The sequence below is a fragment of the Idiomarina loihiensis genome, from assembly GCF_024584785.1.
Lineage (GTDB): Bacteria > Pseudomonadota > Gammaproteobacteria > Enterobacterales > Alteromonadaceae > Pseudidiomarina > Pseudidiomarina fusca.
Genome location: NZ_CP074112.1, coordinates 2,372,891 through 2,394,875 on the forward strand (window position 1 = coordinate 2,372,891; position 21,985 = coordinate 2,394,875).

19 protein-coding genes are annotated in these 21,985 nt (G+C 49.0%); 8 read left to right on the forward strand and 11 right to left on the reverse strand.

Annotated features, from left to right (window positions below; translation table 11 throughout):
- Positions 1-20: 20 nt before the first annotated feature.
- From KGF88_RS11320 to KGF88_RS11335, 4 genes are read right to left on the reverse strand one after another with little or no spacing between them, the layout of a single operon-like run.
- On the reverse strand, positions 21-416 hold the full coding sequence (locus KGF88_RS11320) for a DNA topoisomerase family protein (protein WP_110075692.1): 396 nt from the start codon (positions 414-416) through the stop codon (positions 21-23).
- Positions 417-890, reverse strand: coding sequence for a DUF494 family protein (locus tag KGF88_RS11325; protein ID WP_110075693.1), 474 nt, complete (start codon positions 888-890; stop codon positions 417-419).
- A gap of 2 nt (positions 891-892) precedes the next feature.
- Positions 893-1,945 (reverse strand): DNA-processing protein DprA, encoded by a 1,053-nt coding sequence (gene dprA, locus KGF88_RS11330; protein ID WP_153826555.1) that lies wholly within the window; start codon positions 1,943-1,945, stop codon positions 893-895.
- A 50-nt stretch (positions 1,946-1,995) separates the two neighbouring features.
- Complete coding sequence (locus KGF88_RS11335) at positions 1,996-3,138, reverse strand: LysM peptidoglycan-binding domain-containing protein (protein ID WP_162014513.1); 1,143 nt, start codon at positions 3,136-3,138, stop codon at positions 1,996-1,998.
- Between the two features lie 81 nt (positions 3,139-3,219).
- Here KGF88_RS11335 and def point away from each other — a divergent pair, with 81 nt between their 5' ends.
- Genes def through trkA form a run of 4 tightly spaced genes read left to right on the forward strand, consistent with a single transcriptional unit; the run spans position 3,220 to position 7,366 of the window.
- Positions 3,220-3,726, forward strand: a complete 507-nt coding sequence (gene def, locus KGF88_RS11340) for a peptide deformylase (RefSeq protein WP_110075696.1) — start codon at positions 3,220-3,222, stop codon at positions 3,724-3,726.
- Positions 3,716-4,699: a methionyl-tRNA formyltransferase gene (fmt, locus tag KGF88_RS11345; RefSeq protein WP_162014512.1), complete on the forward strand. Its 984-nt coding sequence runs from the start codon at positions 3,716-3,718 to the stop codon at positions 4,697-4,699. The genes def and fmt overlap by 11 nt, the downstream gene beginning before the upstream one ends.
- Positions 4,692-5,993 carry a 16S rRNA (cytosine(967)-C(5))-methyltransferase RsmB gene (gene rsmB, locus KGF88_RS11350; RefSeq protein WP_153826553.1) on the forward strand — a complete coding sequence of 434 codons (1,302 nt, stop codon included), beginning with the start codon at positions 4,692-4,694 and terminating at the stop codon, positions 5,991-5,993. Before fmt ends, rsmB begins: the two co-directional genes overlap by 8 nt.
- Positions 5,990-7,366 carry a Trk system potassium transporter TrkA gene (trkA, locus tag KGF88_RS11355; protein ID WP_110075699.1) on the forward strand — a complete coding sequence of 459 codons (1,377 nt, stop codon included), beginning with the start codon at positions 5,990-5,992 and terminating at the stop codon, positions 7,364-7,366. Before rsmB ends, trkA begins: the two co-directional genes overlap by 4 nt.
- Before the next feature lie 21 nt (positions 7,367-7,387).
- On the opposite strand, the gene KGF88_RS11360 is transcribed toward trkA, so the two are convergent.
- Genes KGF88_RS11360 through KGF88_RS11370 form a run of 3 tightly spaced genes read right to left on the reverse strand, consistent with a single transcriptional unit; the run spans position 7,388 to position 11,523 of the window.
- A complete protein-coding gene (locus tag KGF88_RS11360; RefSeq protein WP_162014511.1) occupies positions 7,388-8,839 on the reverse strand; it encodes a TrkH family potassium uptake protein in 1,452 nt (483 codons plus the stop codon).
- A complete protein-coding gene (locus KGF88_RS11365; RefSeq protein WP_153826552.1) occupies positions 8,839-9,462 on the reverse strand; it encodes a YigZ family protein in 624 nt (207 codons plus the stop codon). Before KGF88_RS11365 ends, KGF88_RS11360 begins: the two co-directional genes overlap by 1 nt.
- Positions 9,463-9,492: 30 nt before the next feature.
- Entirely contained in the window at positions 9,493-11,523 is a 2,031-nt protein-coding gene (locus tag KGF88_RS11370) for a transglycosylase SLT domain-containing protein (RefSeq protein ID WP_153826551.1), read from the reverse strand.
- Between the two features lie 126 nt (positions 11,524-11,649).
- Here KGF88_RS11370 and fadB point away from each other — a divergent pair, with 126 nt between their 5' ends.
- Together fadB and fadA are read left to right on the forward strand one after the other, a co-directional pair.
- A complete protein-coding gene (fadB, locus tag KGF88_RS11375; RefSeq protein ID WP_153826550.1) occupies positions 11,650-13,791 on the forward strand; it encodes a fatty acid oxidation complex subunit alpha FadB in 2,142 nt (713 codons plus the stop codon).
- 30 nt (positions 13,792-13,821) lie between these two features.
- Entirely contained in the window at positions 13,822-14,988 is a 1,167-nt protein-coding gene (gene fadA, locus KGF88_RS11380; protein WP_110075704.1) for an acetyl-CoA C-acyltransferase FadA, read from the forward strand.
- Positions 14,989-15,039: 51 nt separating this feature from the next.
- Here the strand turns inward: fadA and tusA are convergent, their stop codons facing one another.
- The 3 genes from tusA to KGF88_RS11395 are packed head-to-tail and all read right to left on the reverse strand — an operon-like array spanning position 15,040 to position 16,371.
- The gene (gene tusA, locus KGF88_RS11385; protein WP_153826549.1) at positions 15,040-15,279 is read right to left on the reverse strand and encodes a sulfurtransferase TusA; all 240 of its coding nucleotides are present in this window, start codon (positions 15,277-15,279) and stop codon (positions 15,040-15,042) included.
- Between the two features lie 5 nt (positions 15,280-15,284).
- Entirely contained in the window at positions 15,285-15,764 is a 480-nt protein-coding gene (locus KGF88_RS11390) for a GNAT family N-acetyltransferase (RefSeq protein ID WP_110075706.1), read from the reverse strand.
- Positions 15,765-15,771: 7 nt separating this feature from the next.
- The gene (locus KGF88_RS11395) at positions 15,772-16,371 is read right to left on the reverse strand and encodes a DNA-3-methyladenine glycosylase I (protein ID WP_153826548.1); all 600 of its coding nucleotides are present in this window, start codon (positions 16,369-16,371) and stop codon (positions 15,772-15,774) included.
- 93 nt (positions 16,372-16,464) lie between these two features.
- On the opposite strand from KGF88_RS11395, the gene glyQ reads away from it, so the two are divergent.
- Positions 16,465-17,373 carry a glycine--tRNA ligase subunit alpha gene (glyQ, locus tag KGF88_RS11400; protein ID WP_110075708.1) on the forward strand — a complete coding sequence of 303 codons (909 nt, stop codon included), beginning with the start codon at positions 16,465-16,467 and terminating at the stop codon, positions 17,371-17,373.
- A 3-nt stretch (positions 17,374-17,376) separates the two neighbouring features.
- Entirely contained in the window at positions 17,377-19,443 is a 2,067-nt protein-coding gene (gene glyS / locus KGF88_RS11405) for a glycine--tRNA ligase subunit beta (RefSeq protein WP_162014510.1), read from the forward strand.
- 118 nt (positions 19,444-19,561) lie between these two features.
- Here the strand turns inward: glyS and gyrB are convergent, their stop codons facing one another.
- On the reverse strand, positions 19,562-21,982 hold the full coding sequence (gene gyrB / locus KGF88_RS11410; RefSeq protein ID WP_153826547.1) for a DNA topoisomerase (ATP-hydrolyzing) subunit B: 2,421 nt from the start codon (positions 21,980-21,982) through the stop codon (positions 19,562-19,564).
- Positions 21,983-21,985: the final 3 nt, after the last annotated feature.

The following is a 21,985-nucleotide window of genomic DNA, read 5'->3' on the forward strand; positions in this document are numbered from 1 at the left end:
GCTAACGCTAAAACTGCGGATTATTTTACTGGAGATTTGTAGTCGCAGGTATCTTTTGCGCAAATTAGGCGCTCACCCGCACTGGTTTTTTTGCGTAATAACAACCCGTAACCACAACTCGGGCAAATTTCTGCCACCGGCGGTAACTTCACGGAATAACGACATGAGGGGTATTGATCGCAAGCATAAAAGGAATGACCGAAGCGGCTAGTTTTTTGTACCATCTTACCTTGCTGGCATTCAGGACAGCGGGCATCGGTACCGGGATCGAAATCTGCGGCAGTCATGTAATCACAAGCGGGATAACCACTACAACCAACAAAAAGGCCGTAGCGGCCTTTTTTGAGTTGTAAATCTCGCTGACACTTGGGGCAAGGAACTCCGAGTGCTTGGGGCTCTAGAAAGTTGTCACTCATTTAATGCAATAAACCATCTGGCTCTTCAAACAACAAACCTTCCATTTGATTATAGGCATCTTCATGGCCGGGCACGTTGAACAACACCATCAACACCACCCACTTTAAATCATCTAGAGTGAACTCTTTTGCATCGAGCTCCATCACTCTATCGATGACCATTTCTCGGGTAGCAAAATCCAACACCCCAAGATTTTCTAGGTACATGATAAAGCCGCGGCTGGCGCAATCAATTCGAGCTACTTCTTCTGCTGTGTAAGCCCGCGTCGATTTGCTTTGACTACGATTCAGACCCGCCTTCAGATCGCTTTCTTGCAGATCAGCTAAGCGCTCTAACCATGCTAAAGCTTTCTGAATTTCTTGCCGATGAAATCCCGCCCGAGTTAACTCATCGGTTAACTCATCATGATTCACGACTACTTCCATATCAGAATGAATGTAGTTTTCGAATAAATACATGAGGATATCAAACATGGTTAGCGCCTCCCCACTTTTATGTAGCCGCCGGCAACAGAAGTCACTCTCCCTTCTAATTCAAGCAATACCAGTTGCTCTGATACAATCGCAACTGGAAGTTTGCTGCGCGCTACTATGGTATCTATTGAAGTGACCTCATTGCCCACATTAGCCAACAATTGCGTGTTTGCCAAGCTCGGTTGCGAATTAATTTCGTCCTCTGCTGAAGTAGATGGGGGCAAACTTGGTAAATTCAATTCTTGCCGCACATCATTAATCGACATCGCTAACCCTGCACCTTGTTGCAATAACATCAGACAGCCCCCCATTCCTTGGTCCCAAATGCTTCCGGGCACGGCAAAGAGGCTACGATTTTGCTCAAGGGCTTGTTTTGCTGTATTCAGCGAACCGCTCCGTGGTTTGGCTTCTACCACCAACACCAACTGAGCTAAGGCGACGATAATACGGTTGCGACGGATAAAATGATCGCGCTTACTTGGTACTCCGGGCGCGAACTCTGAAACGAGTAAGCCCGCTTGCGCGATCTGTTGTTGTAGTTGCCGATTTCGGGCTGGGTAGTAAACGTCTGGCCCACCCGCTAGTACCGCAATGGTGCGGCCAGTCGCCAACGCACCACGATGGGCGGCGGCATCTATCCCCATGGCGAGCCCACTAATAATCACTACCTGACTACTCGCTAAACCACGGGCAAAATAATCCGCTGTATGTTGCCCGGTAGGGCTAGCATTGCGGCTACCGACAATAGCAACAGCGCAGCACTGCAACAGCGCCACATCTCCATGACAAAACAACACTAATGGGGGCTGACTTACATAGCGTAGAGCTTCAGGATAGGAGGCGTCAAAATAACTCACAACCTGGGTTTGCGGTAATTCAAGCCAACGCTCTAACCTGGCCACGTGCGCCGCTTCAATGACCACGTCAGCTGCGTGCGGTGACCTCTGCGCCAGCTCGATGGCGTTAGTAAATGAGCTGGCTTTGCGACATTCTCGTCGGAGCTTACCGTTGCCAAAAGCGAGTAATAAAATACCGCGATGATCCTGTGCCATCATTGCTTTGCATCCTTGCAATTGAAATTGTAAAAAAGCGAGCTAAGCCCAGCTTAGCGCTGCATTGCAGCCACCTGCATGGGTAAAAAGGTAGCCCCAACCCGCAACCATTCTGGTGCCCTCAACACAATGGCAAAGCTGCTATGCTCCTGCACTTGCAAGACCATCAGCTCAGCGGTTTGTTGCAGCGGCAATTCAGCGGTGGTTCGCCACAGCGATGAAATAGCGTGGCTGGGTTTATAAGGGTTCACTAAACTGATAGATTCGCCATCGACAAACACCCGAGTACCCGCGCGTACGGCACGATACATTTGTCCGGTAGTAACACCTTCTGCTCGGCCTTGGTCTAACACCACCAAATCAAACTTACCTTGCTCACGGCGCTCATTTAAAGACCCGATAATATGCCCCATAGGGACGGCTCCATTACTAGGAACTATCAGCTCGGGTAGCTCGGTAGGCGTTAGCGGCAGGAGCACATCGCCGCGGCGAATTTCGCGTTGTAACTTACTAACCTCCCCTTGCCAGTAGCCATCTTGCGCATGGGTAATTTGGACGTTGGCTACTAAGCGTAACAGTTGCCCCTGGGCTAACTCTGCGACCGGGGTGAAGATAGCATATTCTTGCTGCTCAAGTTGTCCAGCAGCAGCATCGATAAAGACTGGCGCTAAGCCGTTCACTCGGGGGGCACCGCGATTGTCGCCGACAATCACCGGTAGCTGAGCCAAGTGTTCAGCACTTACCAAGCGATGTTCCGTAAGTAATGGTTCTAACATATCGCGCGCAAAGGTTGGAATCGGCTGTCGTTTTGCTTGTACTGTACCCTCAGGTAAGAGGGTCCGCTGCGGTTTGCGAGTAAGCTGAGGTCGCCCATCTACCCATACCAAATACAATTTGTCGCCTGGGTAAATGAGATGTGGATTGGCGATGTCAGTATTTATCCGCCATAACTCGGGCCATAGCCATGGATCATCAAGAAAGAGTGCTGAGATATCCCATAAGGTATCGCCTTTTTTCACCACGTATTCGGTTGGTGCGCCTTGCTTAATTTGCACCAGCGTCCCCCGACTTTCAGCCCCCACAGCGGGCTGTGGTAGCGGTTGTGAATCAACCAGCGGTGCAGAAGCTAACGCAGAATGGCAACTAAGGCTGAAAAAGCCGATAGCCGCAATCGTACAATAATGCTTCTTAGTCATGGGGAGCTCCATTGTAAAACCGTGTGTTTAACCTCAAATTACGTTAAAATTAGCCAATATGAAACAAGCGAATGACAGGTTATGACTAAATTAACAATTTTAAAATATCCCGACGAGCGTTTACGCACTGTCGCACAGCCTATTGCGCAGGTAGATGATGCCCTGCGTGCTGACATCGACAACATGTTTGAAACCATGTACGAATCTGAAGGCGTTGGCCTAGCTGCTACTCAGGTGAATATTCACCGCCGTTTGTTTGTGGCCGACTGCAGCCCAGATCAGAACGAACCCCTCGTCTTCATTAACCCTGAGATTACAGCACAAGAAGGCCATTTTACCAATCAAGAAGGCTGTTTATCCTTTCCTGGAGTCTACGCCAATGTTGAGCGTGCCGGCAAAGTAACAGTGCAAGCGTTGGATAAAAACGGTGAATCTTTCAGTCTTACCGCTGAAGGCTTGCTAGCCATTTGCATTCAGCACGAGATTGACCATCTTGATGGTAAATTGTTTGTCGATTATCTATCGCCGTTAAAACGTGATCGCATTCGCAAAAAATTAGAGAAAGAAGCTCGTTTATATGGCCAATAAGCTGCGCGTAGTTTTTGCTGGTACGCCAGATTTTGCAGCGCAACATCTGGCGGCATTACTTAAGGATGACACCATCGAGGTGGTGGCTGTCTACACTCAGCCAGATCGCCCGGCTGGGCGTGGTAAGAAATTACATGCCAGCGCCGTCAAAGAGTTAGCGCTAGCGCATCAACTGACGATTGAGCAGCCGCAATCTTTTAAATCAGAATCAGCAAAACAAACCTTAGCAGATTATCAGGCCGATGTGATGGTGGTGGTTGCCTATGGCATCATCTTGCCCCAAGCTGTGCTTGATTTACCACGCTATGGCTGCATCAATGTGCACGGTTCCTTGTTGCCTCGTTGGCGTGGTGCAGCACCTATTCAGCGGGCCCTATGGGCTGGCGATAGCGAAACTGGCGTTGCTATCATGTTGATGGAGGCGGGTCTTGATACCGGCCCGGTATTACTCGAACGACGGTTACCGATCCGTCCAAGCGATACTTCCGCGTCCTTGTATGCCAAGCTGGCCGAGTTAGGGCCGCCGGCGTTGTTAGATACCCTACACCAACTCACTGACCTGCTGCCACAAGCCCAGGTTCAAGATGCGCAATTAGCCACTTACGCCACCAAGTTAAGTAAAGAAGAAGCTCAGTTGGACTGGCAGCAACCCGCCGCAGTACTAGAGCGTTGGGTGCGCGCCTTTAATCCGTGGCCCATCTGTTGGCTGCTTGCCAGTAACAACGAAGTGGTAAAAGTTTACCATGCCACCGTGGTACCCTTTGAGCAATCAGAATCTATTGCACCTGGCACCGTGATCAGCGCAGATAAACAGGGTATCGTGATTAGCACGAGTCAACAGGCCTTGTGCCTCCAAACGTTGCAGCCATCCGGCAAAAAACCTATGCCTGCAGCAGATTTCCTTAACGGTCGCAGTGATTGGTTTCAACTAGGGAGTCGATTAGCAGCTCCGCATAAGGTATCCCATGACTGAGCTTCGTCCTGGTGCAGCAAGCCGCGCCGCGGCAGCCCAAGCTGTGTTTCAAGTGCTTGAGCACCAACGCTCGTTAAGCACTGCGTTGCCGGTGGCAGCGAGTAAACTTTCTGCGCGCGATCGTGGCATGGCTCAAGCTCTCGCATACGGTGTTTTGCGGCATCTACCGCAGCTTAACTTTATGCTAAGTAAGCTGCTTACCAAGCCTCTCAAAGGTGAATTACTAATCTTAAACTCACTATTGTTAGTGGGCGCTTACCAACTTGTCTACATGGGCGCAGCCTCGCATGCCGCGGTATCCGCCACCGTTGATGCAGCCATTACTTTAGGTCGTAATCGGCAAAAAGGCTTAGTAAACGGTGTCTTGCGTAACCTGCAACGGCAACAGTCTGAGTTACTAGAACAAATTGCCGCCCGCGCCGAGTTAGCCCATGGCCATCCTCGCTGGCTGGCTGAACTTATTCAACATGCTTACCCACAACACGCAGAAGCTATTTTAGCGGCGAATAATCAGCAAGCGCCCATGTGGCTTCGTGTCAACCAACAGCATCACACACGCGAGCAGTATCTGGCATTATTAGCTGACGCTGGCTTAGCGGCAGCCTCTGATAGCCCACTAGCTTCGGCAATTCGCCTAGAGCAGCCGGTAGATGTGCAGCAGCTACCAGGCTTTGCACAAGGCTGGGTTTCGGTACAAGATGTTGCTGCGCAGCATGCAGCTAGCCTGTTACAACCTCAACCCCATGAACGCATTCTAGATTGCTGTGCAGCTCCTGGTGGTAAAACTGCTCACCTATTAGAGACAGCTCCTACGGCCGCGGTCTTGGCATTAGATGCCGATGCCCAACGCTTGCAACGGGTGCATGACAATTTGGCGCGTTTACAATTAACAGCCGTTGTGAAACAAGGTGATGCTACTAGTGCCGACTGGTGGGATGGTCAACTGTTTGACCGGATTTTACTTGATGCCCCCTGCTCTGCCACGGGCGTGATTCGTCGTCATCCTGATATCAAATGGCTACGCCGCGCGAATGACATTAGCGCCCTAGCTGAATTACAGGCAAGGATTCTTGATAACCTCTGGCCAATGTTAAAGCCAGGCGGTACCCTAGTTTATGCAACCTGCTCAGTGTTACCTGCAGAAAACAAACAACAAATAGCAGCATTTTTGACGCGCCATGCGGATGCCAAACAAATAGCTATAGGGCCTGGTACCGAGCTTGATTGGCAGTGGCTTCCGGGTGAGCAACATGGCGATGGTTTCTATTATGCAAAACTGGAAAAACGCACATGAAAATAATCATCCTCGGTGGCGGTCAAGTAGGCGGTACACTAGCAGAAAACCTAGTGGGCGAAGACAATGATATTACCGTGGTTGACTCAGATATTGGGCGTTTAAATTATTTATCAGAATTGCATGATATTCGCACCATAGAGGGCTATGCTTCGCATCCTCGGACGCTACGCCAAGCCGGCTGCGAAGATGCTGACATGCTGATTGCGGTAACGCCAAGCGATGAAACCAACATGCTGGCATGTCAGATTGCCTACACCCTTTACAAGACTCCCAAACGCATCGCGCGCATTCGCTCAGAAGAATACAGCGATTACAAAGATAAGCTTTTTCATAAAGACGACATCCCTGTTGATCACCTCATTTCACCCGAACAAGAAGTGACCGACTACATCAAGCTGCTGGTGGATTACCCTGGCGCTTTGCAGGTGATGGAGTTTGCTGGCGGGCGCGCCAGCCTCGTCGCAGTACGAGCCTATTACGGTGGCAAGTTAGTTGGCCATGCTATTTCTACTTTGAAAGACCATATGCCTAATGTCGAAACCCGAGTCGCGGCAATTTTCCGGCAAGGGCAAGCCATCAAGCCGATGGGAACAACCATCATTGAAGCCGGCGACGAAGTTTTCTTTATTGCCGATACCAGGTATGTCCGCATGGTTATGGAAGAAATGCAGAAGCTTGAGCATCAGTATCGCCGCGTCATGATTGCCGGAGGCGGTAACATAGGTGCGGGATTGGCGCGCCGTCTGGAAGAGAATCACCATGTAAAACTCATTGAACGCAACCGAGATCGTGCCCTCATGCTCAATGAAAGCCTGCAAAACACCACCATTCTTGAAGGTGATGCATCAGATCAACGGCTACTGATTGAAGAGCATATTGAAGATATGGACGTGTTTATTGCGGTTACCAATGATGACGAAGCTAATATCATGTCCGCCATGCTTGCAAAGAAAATGGGCGCGAAAAAAACCATGGTGTTAATTCAGCGCCAGGCCTACGTCGATCTGGTGCAAGATAACGTCATAGACATTGCGATATCTCCGCAACGAGCGACTATTTCGGCACTACTATCACTGATTCGTAAAGGTGATATTGTTAATGCCTATTCACTGCGTAAAGGTGCAGCTGAGGCTATTGAGGCGATCGCTCATGGCGACGAAAACACCTCTAAAGTTATCGGTAAAACCATCAGCGAAATTAAGCTGCCTCCGGGCACCACCATAGGTGCTGTCGTGCGCGGCAATGAAGTGCTTATTGCTCACGACGACACTGTCTTACAAGCCGATGACCACGTTATTTTGTTCTTGGTAGATAAAAAGTACATTCGCGAAGTGGAACGCTTATTCCAACCTAGTGCGTTATTCTTTTAGGGCCTAGTTCAGGCCCTATTGCTAGCTGCGCCAGAATGTTGGGGTGAGTAACACTAAGATGGTAAAAACCTCTAAGCGCCCAAATAACATGGCAATCACCAATAGCCACTTGGCCGCGTCCGGGATGTCAGCGTAATTAGCTGCCACCTCACCTAAACCTGGCCCTAAGTTATTCAAACAGGCTGCGGTAGCCGAAAAGGCTGTCACATCATCTAAACCCGTTGCCAGCAAGCCGAGCATGATGACCACAAAAACCAAGGCGTAGGCGGCAAAGAAACCCCACACTGCCTCAACCACTCGTTGCGGCATAATGCGCTTACCTAGTTTAACGGAATAGACCCCAGCTGGATGTACTAAGCGGTTGAGTTCACGCACCCCTTGCCGAAACAGCAACATCACCCGCACCACTTTTAAACCACCCGCTGTTGAGCTGGCGCAGCCACCGATAAAGCTGGCAAAGATAAGCAAAATAGGTAAAAACAACGGCCAAGATGAAAAGTCTGTGGTCGCAAAGCCGGCTGTGGTGCTAATTGAAACTGCCTGGAACATCGCTTGATTAAAGGCCTCTTCGGTCGACGAAAACAGGTCGTGTACCAGCACCGTAAGAAAGACCAGAATAATTAACGCAACCTGAATCAACACGAACGCCCGTGCTTCAGGGTCACGGAAATACCCAGTAATTGAACGCCCTGTTATGGCCGCATAATGCACCGCAAAATTTATCGATGAAATGATCAAAAACACCACACAAATGGTGTTAATGGTGGCACTGTCAAAGTAGCCCATGCTGGCATCGTAGGTACTGAAGCCACCTACCGCAATGGTTGAAAACGCATGGCCAATAGCATCAAACCAGCCCATACCCGCAAGCTTATAGGCAATAGCACAAGCGGCGGTTAAAGCCACATAGATGTACCAAAGATGTTTCGCAGTATCGGCAATTCTAGGGGTCATTTTGGCATCTTTAAGGGGCCCCGGAATTTCCGCTCGATACAGCTGCATACCCCCGATACCAAGCATCGGTAAAATTGCCACCGCCAAAACGATAATCCCCATCCCGCCTAACCACTGCAACTGCTGACGGTAAAACAAAATACTGTGGGGCAAGTGTTCAATGCCGGTCAAAATGGTAGCGCCCGTGGTCGTTAAACCAGAGAAAGACTCGAAGGCAGCATCGGTAATACTCAATGGAACTTCGGCGGTGAACCACAAGGGCAAAATACCCACGGCCCCTAACACCGTCCAAAACAGGACGGTTAGCAGAAACCCGTCTCGAACTTTAAGATCAGAACGCTCGTGACGGTTCGGATACCAGACGCAAAAGCCAACCACTAAGCTCACCACAAAAGCCAGTAAAAAGGCTACTCCACCACCATCTTGATAGATTAACGCAACTACGCCTGGGGGCACCAAGGTAATGCTGAACAAACAAATAAGTAGCCCTAAAATTCTGAGAATGCCGCGAAAGCGCACTAGCCTGCCTCTTTTAGAATAATTAACTCAAGTTGACCTTGAGTTGAGTTTTTTAATTGGGTTGCAAGCTCTGTTGCTGATGCGGCAACCACTGCTAGCCTTAATCGTACCGTATCCGTGAATTCTTGTTCGATAATATCTGCCTGATAACGCTGCAATAAATGCTGTACAACACTTTGATGCTGGTAATCGTAGTTTAAACGGGCTGATTTGCGTAGTATTTTTTCTGCTGTTGGTAAAACTTTCATGAGCTCGGCGATAGCTTGGCTGTATGCGCGTTGCAAGCCTCCGGTTCCGAGTTTCACCCCACCGAAATATCTCACCACCACCACAGAAATTTCTCCTACCCCACTAGTTTGCAATACTTGAAACATAGGTTTACCGGCGGTACCACTGGGTTCACCGTCATCACTCATCGCATAAGCTTGACTGTTATTGGGCGCACCCCATAAAGCCGCCGTACAGTAATGACTTGCTTGCGGCCACTGTTGTTTACACCAAGCCAGATGCGCAGCCACCTCAGCGGCACTACTAGCGAGCTGTGCATGAGCAATAAACCGACTGTTTTTAATGACCAGCTCATGGGTCATGGGCTGCGCCGGAATTAAATAGTTTGCACTCATGATTTATTTGAACACACCTTGTAGTTCAGATTAATCGCCACTGTTAGCGGAGGTTGTCGGCAACTTACCAATGCGCATAGGTACGACCTGCTGAAATAGTTCTGGTTGCTGTTCACCTTGACGCAAAGCTCGATAAATCTGCTGGTAAGCCAGTACATTCTTCACGTAGTTTCGTGTTTCTGCATATGGAATCGTCTCAATCCAGCGATCTGCAGCTAGCGGTTGCGCCGGAATCCAATCATAAACCCGATAGATGCCCGCATTATAGGCTGCCGTTGCCAATAACCAATTACCTTCTAGCCGTTGTTGTAAATGAGATAAATAGCGAGTACCTAATCGAATATTGGTTTCAACATGAAATAAATCGCGATGGTTTAATGGCTTATCCTCCATTAAACGAGCGGTACTGGGTAATAGTTGCATCAATCCATAAGCACCTGCGTGCGAACGCGCATCATGACGAAACGCGCTTTCACGCCGTGACACCGCCAACGCCCAGTTCACATCAATCTGCGCAGCGTGAGCAAACTTTTGATGTTGCTCTAAATAGGCCTCGGGAAAACGCTGTGCCACGGCATCAAATTCTCCCGCTTGGCCGAGCGTATATATCGCTTGATCATGCCATCCCCACTCACTTGCCAAAGCTGCTAGTTGCAACTGTTGCGCAGGGGTCACCATATTCACCATATAAAACCATTCGCGCCGTGCATCTAGATGCCGATCTAAAGCTCGTAATTCGTAGGCCCGCTGCACCCCATCAAGCTGCCATAGTGCTTGGCGCTGCTGTTCTGATAATTGCAACGGCTGACGCTGCAGGTTAAGTGGCACATCTAGTTTGGCGGCAGCGAGAAACCCGTAATAACTGCGTGATTGCGCCAACTCACGCCACAATGGTGCCGAGACCCCGGGCTGTCCTAAACTTTCTAGCGAGCGCGCAAACCAATATTGCCACTGATCGGACTCTCGTTCGGTATCGGGCAAGCGCGGCATAAATTCAATGATTTGCTGCCAAGCACCTCGCCGTACCCAATCGGCCAACTGCCATTGCCGCGTGGTGTCATTATGCTCGTTAGGTGCTAGTCGCGCTAGCCAAGTTTCCGCTTGCGGATGGTTTTTCACACTCAGTGCGGTGGCAAACGTCTGATTTAGGCTAAGCTGCTGCTCGGCGGTCCAGACAATGTGAGATGGTAGCTTGGCTAAAGTAGCCAAGGCTAAATCGGGATCGCGCCAGATAAGGCGACGTAATCCATAACTTAAGATTTGCGCTTCGTGTTCAGGATAGGCTTGAGTCAGTGCGCTGAAACGCGTGACATATGATGGGTTAACCCGTACCCGCCGATAATGCTCAGCCAAGTACTGCATAGGTTCAGGCAACAATCGGCCGAGATAAGGTAACAACGTGTGTTGTCCTCCCTCAGCAGCTAGTACCACCCGCTCCCAGATTAATTCTGGGGTGCGTAACCCGGCCTCGGCCCAAGCCGCTAAAATGGTGTCGCAAGCTTTGGGTAACGATGAGCCATTGCGCCACACGGTATCGACTTGACGTAGCACCTGCAACCGATTCACATCCGCTTGGTCAGCTGTGTGCTGCTCTGTAGGCAATAGTGCCAGCTGAGCTTCAATCAAGAAACATTGATGAGTTTGCGAGCCTGGCGCTTTAAAATCACGAACAAAGCGCTGATAGTCACCCTGTCGCATCAAGTAATCTAACCAAGGCTGTCGTGCTTGCCAATCCAACGGACTCTGTTGATACCGGTCAAAGAAACTCAGTACGTAGTCCTCATTGGCGATATAGCCAATTTGCCCAATTCGATCAAGCTCGAGATAGGGTAACAAAGGATACCCTTCTAGTTGCTGTACCAACTGTTGATATTCTTTGATGCGCCGACGCTTGACTGCAACTTCAGCTTGCTTGAACAGTTCGCGCTGCTGCTCACGCACACTTTCGTCAACCACACTGGCACTGGGCGGCGCCGCCAAGGCTATTGGAGCTATCAGCAAGGCGCCAGCCAGCACACCAGCTTTGATAGAGTTCTTTGATGTTATCTGAGCTTTCCACATACTTTCAAACGCTCGTTTAAAAAATGATTGAAAATTTAACCTATTCGGGCCAAACTCTAGAGCGACTATAAGAACCACTTTAACCCAAAGCTATCTGAGAATCAGTAACCGCTGAAGGAGAATTTTATGATTTATCAGGGTGACAATATTCGGGTTGAGTTTGTTGAAGACGGAATTGCAGAGTTACAATTTGCTGCAGCCGGCTCAGTTAACAAGTTCGACCAGAAGACCTTGGAAGAATTCAGTCAAGCACTTACGCAACTAGCCAGTACTGATGGATTGCGTGGCGTGATTGTAACTAGCAGTAAATCTACTTTTATCGTTGGCGCCGATATTACTGAGTTTTTAACGCTCTTCGCTGATGTAGAACAAACCAAAGTGTGGGTAGCGAAAGCTTCTCGTGTGTTTGATCAGCTTGAAGACCTGCCGGTACCAACCGTTGCCGCAGTAACAGGCTTTGCCTTAGGCGGCGGCTGCGAGGCAGCCCTAGCCTGTGATTATCGTGTGGTAGATACCACAGCTACTATCGGTTTACCTGAAGTAAAACTGGGCCTCATCCCAGGGTTTGGTGGCACCATGCGTTTGCCACGGATTATTGGTCCGGACAATGCCCTCGAGCTGATCACCACCGGTAAGAACAATCGTCCTGAAGATGCCTTGAAAATTGGCTTGGTAGATTCAGTTGTTGCCCCAGAGAAATTACGTGAAGCTGCCCTAACCATGGCGAAAGCTGCTGCAGCGGGTGAATTGAACTGGCAACAAAAACGTCAGCCAAAACTCGAAGCCCTCAAGGCTAACGATGTTGAATTAACTATGACTTTGGTGACCGCCAAAGGTATGGTCGCAGCCCAGGCCGGCAAACACTATCCAGCGCCTCATGCTGCGATTCGCGCGATTGAAGAAGGCGCTCGTCATACCCGTGAAGAAGCCTTAAATGCTGAAAACCGAGCCTTTGTTAGCTTAACTCAAACCGACGCTTGTAAAGCACAAGTAGGTATTTTCCTAGCCGACCAATTGGTCAAGGGTAAAGCCAAGAAAGCTGCGAAGCAGGCAACTAAAGAAATCAAACGAGCAGCGGTATTAGGTGCTGGAATTATGGGCGGTGGTATTGCCTATCAATCTGCCTATAAAGGCGTTCCGGTAGTGATGAAAGACATCCGCCAAGATGCGCTTGATTTAGGTATGCGCGAAGCCAGTAAAATCCTCGGCAAGTTAGTTGAGCGCGGCCGTTTAGACCATAAAAAAATGGCAGCGGTGCTCTCCTCTATCACCCCAAGCTTGCTTGATGAAAGTGTGAAGGGCGTCGACATCGTCGTTGAAGCCGTGGTTGAGAACCCAGATGTGAAAGGTAAGGTTCTTGCCCAAATGGAGTCTGTGGTAGATGCCGATACCATTTTAGTATCGAACACCTCGACCATTTCTATCGACCGTTTGGCTAAAAATCTGAAAGACCCATCGCGCTTCTGCGGCATGCACTTCTTTAACCCAGTGCACAAAATGCCGTTAGTTGAAGTGATTCGTGGCGAGCACACCTCTGATGAAACCGTAGCTGCAGTTGTTGCCTATGCCGCGCGCATGGGTAAAACCGCCATCGTGGTCAATGATTGCCCTGGCTTCTTAGTGAATCGAGTACTGTTCCCATACTTAGCAGGCTTTGCCGGCATGGTCGATGAAGGCGTTGATTTCGCTGGTATCGACAAAGTTATGGAGCGCCAATTCGGCTGGCCGATGGGCCCTGCCTACTTAAGTGATGTCGTAGGTATTGATACCGCTGATCATTGTACGCTCGTGATGGCGGATGGCTTCCCTAGCCGCATGCCACGCGATGCCAGCAGCGCCATTGCAAAACTAGCTGCGGCTGAGCGATTTGGTCAGAAGAATGGTAAAGGCTTCTATAACTATGGCGTCGACAAAAAAGGTCGCCCGAGTAAAGAACAAGCCCCTGAGGTTTACGAACTGCTGAATATTGGTGACAAGCAACTGAGCGCCGACGACATCATTGGTCGTTGTATGGTACCTATGGTGAACGAATGCGTACGCTGCCTTGAAGAAGGCATTGTAGCTTCGGCCGCAGAGTGCGACATGGCATTGCTCTATGGCCTAGGCTTCCCTCCTTTCCGTGGCGGCCCGTTCCGTTATTTAGAAACGGTAGGTTTAGAGAACTTCATTGCCTTAGCTGATAAATATGCTCACTTAGGTGAAATGTATCAAGTAACCGATGGCCTGCGCGAAATGGCCAAGTCAGGTAAATCTTATCTGGCCGGTTAATCATTAGCGCAGAGCTAACGGAGGAATTGTATGAAAGACGTAGTGATTGTCGATTGTATTCGCACCCCAATGGGTCGATCCAAAGGCGGAGTGTTTCGCAACGTACGCGCAGAAGATTTGTCTGCGCATCTGATGAAAGGTTTGTTAGAACGTAACCCACAAGTGGATGTTAATGAATTAGAAGACATCTATTGGGGCTGCGTACAGCAAACCTTAGAGCAAGGGTTTAACATCGCCCGAAATGCCGCCCTGATTGCCGGCATTCCGCACCATGTGTCTGCGGTTACGGTAAACCGGCTCTGTGGCTCTTCAATGCAGGCCATCCATGACGCGGCACGAGCTATTATGCATGGTGATGGTGAGATCTTTATCGCCGGTGGTGTTGAACATATGGGCCACGTTCCTATGACCCACGGCATTGATTTTCATCCAGGCATGAATAAATCTGTGGCTCGGGCTTCTGGTAGCATGGGAATGACTGCAGAGTTGTTAGCGCGTAAGTTTGAAATCGACCGCGCCGCACAAGACGCTTTTGGCGCTCGCTCTCATGCCCGCGCTCATGCTGCGACGATTGAAGGCCGCTTCGCTAACGAAATCCTGCCGATTGAAGGGCATGATGCCGAAGGCATTCTGCGTTTGATTAAAGATGACGAAGTGATTCGTCCAGAAACCACTGTAGAAGGCCTTGCTGCGTTACGTCCAGTGTTCGACCCAGCTAACGGCACGGTAACAGCAGGTACGTCATCAGCACTATCTGATGGTGCTGCTGCCTGTTTAATCATGTCAGCCGATAAAGCGAAAGCCCTCGGCCTGACCCCGCGCGTGCGCATTCGTGCGATGGCGGTTGCAGGTTGCGATCCTTCGATTATGGGTTATGGTCCAGTTCCAGCCACGCAAAAAGCTCTGAAACGAGCTGGTTTAAGCGTTCAGGATATTGACTTGTGGGAGCTGAATGAAGCTTTCGCAGCGCAATCACTGCCCGTACTGAAAGGTCTAGGTTTGTTAGACGTGATGGATGAAAAAGTGAACCTGAATGGCGGCGCTATTGCGCTAGGCCATCCATTAGGCTGCTCTGGGGCACGTATTTCTACTACCCTAATCAACCTGATGGAAAGTAAAGATGCGACTCTTGGCGTGGCAACCATGTGTATTGGTTTAGGCCAAGGCATTGCCACTGTATACGAGCGTCTTAACTAACCTAGGTTAAGATCGAAAAGCCGCTGCAAGGCCATCTTGCAGCGGCTTTTTTTATGCTTTTTTAATCAGGTAACGGTACGGTAAGGTATCGGTTTGGGCAGCCACCAACTCATGGTCCATAAAGCGACAAAAATTGGGTATGTCGCGGGTAGTTGCTGGATCGTCGGCGATAATCTCGAGGACATCGCCAACGTTGAGTTTACGGATTTGCAACCGCACCATCATCACCGGCTCAGGACAACGTAAACCTAGAGCATCGAGCGTCGCGGTCGGCGTTATTGCATCACTCATGATGGCTACAGATACTTTTGCCAGAACTCGGCTTTGCCCATGGCGTCATCAAGCTGATAGGGCTTAAAGCCAAACTTCTCATAGGCGATTTTAGCGGGTTCATTACCCTGCAGCACTTCTAAGGTGAGCTTGCAGCAACCACGAAACTGCGCCAACGTTTCGACTTCTTGTAATAAGCGTTTGGCAATGCCCTGACCACGACAAGCTTTAATCACAGCAATGTCATGAATGTTCATCACCGGCTTGGCGGCAAAGGTTGAAAACCCTTCAACACAGTTAGCTAATCCAACTGGCTCATCATCCTGAAATGCCAACAGCGAGAACACATGGTCGCGCTTAGCCATCTCGTCGATTAAGGTTGCTTTCGTTTCTTCTGGTAGCGCCTCGCCACCCCCCATAGGATCTTGCGCATAATCATCTAGCATATCTAACACCGCCTGGCGGTGTTTCGGGTTGCTGTAATCAGCGAGCACGATTTCTAACATGGTTCACTCATTTGGTTAAGGTAAATTCTCGCATTAGCTGACACGTGGGCTGATAACAATGACAATCAACGAGATGGTCATTCACCATACCAACGGCTTGCATAAAAGCGTAACAAATTGTGGTGCCAACAAAGCTAAAACCTGCTTTTTTAAGCGCCTTGGCCATAGTATCAGAAATTTCATCGCGGGTAGGAATATCTCCCCCGGTTCTAGCGAAGATCCGTGGCTGTCCGTCGCTAAATTGCCACAAAAATTCATTGAATGCTTGGCCACTATCACGTAATTGAATATACGCTCGAGCATTTTTGAAGATAGCCTCTATCTTTAAACGATTGCGGATAATTCCTGCATTGTGCATGAGCTCCTGTTGATAACTTGCTGGCATGCTAACAATTTCATCTGGGTCAAAGTTGGCGAAGGCTTGCCGGTAATGAGCTTGCTTGCGCAGCACCGTAAGCCAACTTAAGCCTGCTTGCTGACCATCTAGACAGAGCTTTTCAAACAGCTCTTGGCTATCGCCAACGGGGCGGCCCCAGACATTATCATGGTAGGCAACGTAATCAGCTGCAGTACCGCACCAACTACAACGTTGAATTGTTTCAGTCATTTCGCATGGTATCCTGTATGCAGTCCTGTAACCAAAGCACAACACAGGGTATAATTTACGCTAATTCGTCACAAAAAACAGTACGAGAATCGCATGGCTAGCTACGATGTAAAAACCTTTCAAGGGCTTATTCTTGCCCTTCAAGATTACTGGGCCCAACAGGGCTGCGCGGTGGTTCAACCGTTAGATATGGAAGTAGGTGCGGGTACCTTTCATCCGATGACCTTTTTACGCTCGGTCGGCCCCGAGCCGGCTAGCTTTGCCTACGTGCAACCTTGTCGGCGCCCTACCGATGGACGTTACGGTGAAAACCCTAACCGTTTGCAACACTATTATCAATTTCAAGTGTTGATGAAGCCCTCACCAAGTAATCTACAAGAACTGTACTTGGGTTCGCTACAGATGCTTGGTTTTGATCCGCTAGTGCACGATATCCGCTTTGTTGAAGACAACTGGGAATCACCCACACTCGGTGCGTGGGGGCTTGGCTGGGAAGTTTGGCTTAATGGTATGGAAGTGACTCAATTTACCTACTTCCAGCAAGTTGGTGGACTAGAGTGTAAGCCAGTTGCTGGTGAAATCACCTACGGGCTTGAGCGCTTAGCTATGTACATCCAAGGGGTGGATAGCATCTACGATTTGGTTTGGACCGATGGCCCACGCGGTAAAATTTTCTATCGTGATGTGTTTCATCAAAACGAAGTTGAGCAGTCAACTTATAACTTTGAGCATGCTGATGTTAACGTGCTATTCGCACGGTTTGAGGCCTGTGAAAAAGAATGCCAGCACTTGTTAGAACACAATTTGCCCTTACCAGCCTATGAACAAGTGATGCGTGCCTCGCATGCGTTTAACCTACTCGACGCCCGCCACGCGATTTCGGTAACCGAACGCCAGCGTTATATTCTGCGGGTAAGGACAATGGCCAAAGGCTGTGCTGAAGCCTATTATGCAGCGCGCGAAGCGCTTGGGTTTCCACTAGCAAACCAACCAGGAGCATAAGCTGTGCAACGGGATATTTTATTAGTAGAAATTGGTACTGAAGAGTTGCCACCAAAGGCGCTTAAGGGTTTAAGCGACGCCTTTACCGATGCTCTTGCTGGGTTACTTAGCGAACATGACTTTAGCTTTTCTACAGTCACCGGCTTCGCTTCAGCTCGTCGGTTAGCTGTACAGGTTCATGAATTAACCGCCACTCAAGCAGATAAAGTAGTCGAAAAGCGTGGCCCTGCGATAAATGTCGCCTTTGATGAACAAGGCCAGCCTACTAAGGCCGCCGAAGGCTGGGCGCGAGGCAATGGTATAAGCGTCGCAGAAGCTGAACGTTTAGTGACTGATAAAGGTGAATGGTTACTCTATAAGGCAGCGGTAAAAGGCCAACCACTGGCTGATGTATTGCCAGAATTGGTACGCCAAGCCTTGAAGAAGCTTCCTATCCCTAAGCCGATGCGCTGGGGCGCCGGCAGCGCTCAATTTATTCGCCCGGTACATACAGTTACCATGCTCTATGGGAATGAATTGATAGCTGGTGACGTATTAGGTGTAGCAAGCAGTAATCACTTATTGGGCCATCGTTTTCATTGCCCACAAGGTACGAGCCTAAGCTACGCTGGTGACTACGAACAAGCCCTTGAACAAGCCTGGGTTATTGCTGATTTTGCTAAACGTCGGCAACGTATCGTAGAAGCTATTGCTACGCTAGCTGCAGAGCTTGGTGGCGAAGTTATCCAAGATGACGACCTAATCGATGAAGTGACAGCTTTGGTTGAGTGGCCAGTAGCGCTCTCTGCACAGTTCGACGAAAAATTCCTAGCGGTACCGAAAGAGCCATTGATTGTGACCATGAAGGACGATCAGCGCTACTTCCCGTTACACGATAAAGAGGGGCATTTATTGCCTGCCTTTATCTTTATCACCAATATCGAAAGCAAAGACCCGCAGCAGATTATTTTAGGTAACGAGAAGGTGGTGCGTCCACGCTTAGCCGATGCTCAGTTCTTTTTTGAGACTGACAAAAAAGTGAGTCTGCACAGCCGCGTCTACGGCCTTGCCAATATTCTGTTCCAAAAAGAACTTGGTTCAGTGAAAGATAAATCAGAGCGGATTGCAACAGTAGCTGAGCAGATCGCAAAGCTGTTAGGAGCCGACGCGGCTGTAGCCGCACGTGCCGGCTTGCTGTGTAAGGCAGACCTTGGCACTCAGATGGTGCTAGAATTCCCTGAAACCCAAGGGGTGATGGGAATGCATTATGCCCGTCACGACAACGAAGCTGAGGGTGTTCCAGAAGCGATTTTTGAGCATTATCTGCCCCGCTTTGCCGGCGATATGCTACCTGCTTCAACTGCAGGCGCCGCTGTTGCGCTTGCCGATAAGCTAGATACGTTAGTAGGTATTTTTGGTATTGGCCAGATCCCGAAAGGCGACCGTGACCCCTTCGCCTTGCGTCGTAGTGCTATCGGCCTGCTGCGTATTTTGGTTGAGAAGAAACTAATGCTAGATTTGGTCACCCTGATCGATATCGCAGCTGATAGCTTTGCTGGTTTACTATCTAATACCGACGTGAAGAACGATGTGCTTGAGTTTTTGATGGGCCGCTTCCGCGCCTTCTATCAAGATCAAGGGATAGCGGTGGACGTCATTCAGGCCGTGTTAGCTCGCCGCCCTACCTTGCCGCTAGACTTTGATCAGCGTGTTCATGCAGTCAGTGCCTTCCGCTCGCTTCCAGCAGCTGATGCGCTAGCCGCAGCGAATAAACGCGTCAGCAACATTCTAGCTAAAGTAGAAGGTGATATCCCTGATCAGGTTGATGAGCAGCTCCTAACAGAAGCAGCTGAGCAGCAATTGGCGCAAGCGATGAAAGCGGCAGCACAGGCTGCCACAGTGGCATTGAGTAACAACGACTACAGCTTAGCATTGAATGAACTCGCTGCTTTGCAGCAACCGGTAGATAACTTCTTTGAAGAAGTTATGGTAAACGCCGAAGATGCAAACATTCGGGCTAATCGACAAGCCTTGTTGAATCAGCTACGCGAACTGTTTCTTCAAATTGCGGATATCTCCGTTTTAAACTAAACTAGGCGCATAAAGAATTAAGTTACTTGATAACTGGCTTGATTCTTTTGTTTCCAAAATAAAAAGGGAGCGTTGTATAACGCTCCCTTTTTTCATGCCTATTTGACTCAGTTAAAGACTACACGTCTAAGTTTGCTACCTGCAGTGCATTGGTTTCAATAAATGCACGACGTGGCTCAACATCATCACCCATGAGTGTGGTAAATAACTGATCGGCCGCAATAGCATCCTCGATAGTTACCCGCAACATGCGTCGCGTTTCTGGGTCCATGGTAGTTTCCCACAATTGCTCCGGGTTCATCTCACCAAGACCTTTGTAACGCTGGATGTAGATACCGCGCTTAGACTCCGCAATTAACCACTCAACCGCATCAACAAAGTTATCTACTGGCTTTTCTTTTTCACCGCGACGAACAAAACCACCCGGCTCTACTAATCCATTGATCTTCTCACCAATGGAAACAAGTTGGTCGTAATCGCGTGACATCAAGAACTCGTAAGTTAATGGGTATTCAGTATCAATACCGTGCATGCGTACGATAACAACTGGCAAGAAAACGCCCCGCTCTTCATCTTGCTTAACGCTAACTTTATAGGTAGCAGAGTTGATTTCTCGTGTTGTTAAGTCAGCTTCGAGTGTTGCCGCCCAGCTTTGCATATCTTCTTGATTTTTCAGCAATTGCTCCGTTAATCGTGGAGCATAAAGTAAACGCTGCAAGAAGGTTTCTGGCAACCGACGAGATAACCGTAACTTAATGCTGTTTTGTACCAACTGATAGTCATTCACCAGCGTCTCTAGATGTGCACCACTAATGCCAGGTGCGTCTTTAGTGACATGCAGTGAGGCGCCATCAAGTGCAAGACTGGTAAGATACTGAATCAGACCTGGATCATCTTTAATGTACGTCTCTTGCTTACCCTTTTTCACTTTATAAAGTGGTGGTTGGGCGATGTACATGTAACCACGCTCGATAAGCTCGGGCATTTGACGGTAGAAGAACGTTAGCAATAACGTCCGAATGTGAGAACCGTCAACGTCAGCATCCGTCATGATGATGATACGGTGATAACGGGTCTTATCTGGATTGTATTCGTCACGTCCAATACCACAACCAAGCGCGGTAATTAAGGTAGCTACTTCTTGTGAGGATAGCATCTTATCAAAACGTGCTTTTTCAACGTTTAGGATTTTACCCTTCAAAGGAAGAATGGCTTGGTTCTTACGGTTACGGCCCTGCTTAGCTGAGCCACCCGCAGAGTCACCCTCCACAATATAAAGTTCAGAAAGTGCTGGGTCTTTCTCTTGGCAGTCTGCTAGCTTACCTGGTAAACCTGCCAGATCTAATGCACCTTTACGGCGAGTCATTTCACGTGCTTTACGCGCTGCTTCACGAGCTCGTGCCGCATCAATGATTTTACCTACGATGATTTTGGCGTCGTTTGGCTGCTCCAACAGATAATCTGCAAGGCGCTCATTCATCGCCTGTTCAACTGCCGTTTTCACCTCAGATGAAACTAATTTGTCTTTGGTCTGTGACGAGAACTTAGGATCTGGAACCTTAACGGACACCACAGCTGTTAAGCCTTCACGAGCGTCGTCACCGGTAGCGTTGGTTTTGAACTTCTTGTGCAGTCCTTCTTTTTCCATGTAGCTATTTAAGGTTCGCGTTAATGCAGCACGGAAACCAGCTAAGTGGGTACCACCATCACGTTGTGGAATGTTGTTGGTATAGCAGTAGATGTTCTCCTGGAAGGAATCATTCCATTGCATCGATACTTCTACAGTAATACCGTCTTCACGCTCTTGGGTGAAGTTAAATACGTTCTGATGAATTGGAGTTTTGCTTTTATTCAAATAAGCAACAAATGCAGCAATACCGCCTTCGTATTTAAAATGGTCACGGCGTTCATTCCGCTCATCTTGCAGAATAATAGATACGCCCGAGTTTAAGAAAGATAGCTCACGTAAGCGCTTAGCTAATATATCGTAATGGAATTCGATATCCGTAAAGATTGTCGAGCTTGGCCAAAAGCGAATCTCAGTACCCGTCTTATCAGTATCACCTACTTCTTTCATAGGCTCTACTGGCTCACCTAGTTTATAGGTTTGCTCATAAACATGGCCTTGGCGCTTGATGGTCAAACGTAACGTATCTGACAGTGCGTTTACTACAGATACACCAACACCATGCAAGCCACCCGACACTTTATATGAGTTATCATCGAATTTACCACCGGCGTGTAAGACGGTCATGATAACTTGTGCGGCAGAGACACCCTCTTCCGGGTGAATATCGACTGGAATACCCCGACCATCATCTCTTACAGAGACCGAACCATCAGAGTGAATCGTCACAAGAATATCTTTGCAGTATCCCGCTAAGGCTTCATCAATGGAGTTGTCGACGACTTCAAATACCATATGATGTAAGCCGGTGCCGTCATCAGTGTCACCAATGTACATGCCCGGGCGTTTGCGAACTGCATCTAGTCCTTTTAGGACTTTAATACTGGACGAATCGTAATTGTTTTCTGCCATAAC